Origin of the sequence: Stappia indica, from assembly GCF_020177335.1 — a bacterium.
GTDB lineage: Bacteria > Pseudomonadota > Alphaproteobacteria > Rhizobiales > Stappiaceae > Stappia > Stappia indica_B.
The window spans coordinates 1-967 of record NZ_JAIVMG010000038.1; the positions used below are offsets into that span (position 1 = coordinate 1).

1 pseudogene is annotated in these 967 nt (G+C 62.2%); it reads left to right on the forward strand.

The features are described 5' to 3' along the window. Nucleotides 1-967, forward strand: a pseudogene (locus LC062_RS21275) (IS3 family transposase); the annotation flags it as partial.

The window sequence follows — 967 nt, forward strand, 5'->3', positions numbered from 1 at the left end:
AAGCAGCACGCGCCTGAGTTCAAGGCGAAGGTCGCGCTGGAAGCCCTGAAGGGTGAAGAGACGGCGGCCGAGCTGGCGAGCCGGTTCGGGGTGCATCCAACGATGATCCATCAATGGAAGCGGGCCCTGCTGGAAGGCGCGTCGGGCGTGTTCGAGCGCGGGGGCCGCAAGAAGCCCGAGATCGACGAGGAGCAGGTGAAAGAGCTCCACGCCAAGATCGGGGAGCTGGCGGTGGCCAACTCTTTTTTGGAACGAAAGCTGAAGCCCTGGGGCGGGAAGTGAGGCGCGGCATGATCGAGCCGGACCACCCGGATCTGTCGATTGGGCAGCAGTGCAAGCTGCTGTCGATCGCGCGCTCATCCTATTACTACGAGCCGAAGGGCGAGACCGAGCAGAACCTCGGCCTGATGCGGCAGATTGACGAGCAGTTCCTGGAGACCCCGTTCTTCGGTGTCCGCCAGATGACCTGGCACCTGCGCAATGACGGGCACTTCGTGAACGAGAAGCGGATACGCCGGCTGATGCGCCTCATGGGGCTGATGCCGATTTACCAGAAGCCCAACACAAGCAGGCCGGCGAAGGGGCACAAGACCTATCCCTATCTGCTGAGAGGCCTGCGCGTGGATCGCCCGAACCAGGTCTGGTGCTCGGACATCACCTATCTGCCCATGCGGCGTGGGTTCCTCTACCTCGTGGCGATCATGGACTGGCACACCCGCAAGGTTCTGTCCTGGCGGATCTCTAACACGCTGGAGGCCGACTTCTGCGTCGAAGCGTTGACCGAGGCCATCCACAAGTTCGGCCCGCCCGAGATCATGAACACGGATCAGGGAAGCCAGTTCACGTCCTTCGCCTGGACGGATCGGCTCCGCCGATCGGGCGTCCGGATATCGATGGATGGGAAAGGTCGGTTCCTCGACAACATCTTCATTGAGCGGCTGTGGCGAACCCTGAAATACGAGTGCGT